This window comes from Pseudomonas serboccidentalis, assembly GCF_028830055.1.
GTDB lineage: Bacteria > Pseudomonadota > Gammaproteobacteria > Pseudomonadales > Pseudomonadaceae > Aquipseudomonas > Aquipseudomonas serboccidentalis.
In genome coordinates, this window is the sequence record NZ_CP101655.1 from 5996153 (window position 1) to 5996376 (window position 224).

The following is a 224-nucleotide window of genomic DNA, read 5'->3' on the forward strand; positions in this document are numbered from 1 at the left end:
GTGTTGGCCTGGTCGTTGCCGGTGATACGGTTGTCCAGTTCGTTGCCGGTGCCGTTGATGATGTCGTTACCGATGAGGATCAGGTTCTCGACATTGGCAGTCAGGGTGTAGCCGATGGATGCGAACACCCGGTCGGTCGCGCCGAGCGTTGCGTCAGTTTCGATGACGACATCGCCGTAGTTATCGACGTAGTAACTGTCGAAACCACCGCCGCCGATCATGGT

1 protein-coding gene is annotated in these 224 nt (G+C 57.6%); it reads right to left on the bottom strand.

The window, feature by feature from the left end:
- The coding region (locus tag NN484_RS27230) for a hypothetical protein (protein ID WP_274658368.1) at nucleotides 1–224 on the bottom strand (224 nt) is incomplete at both ends.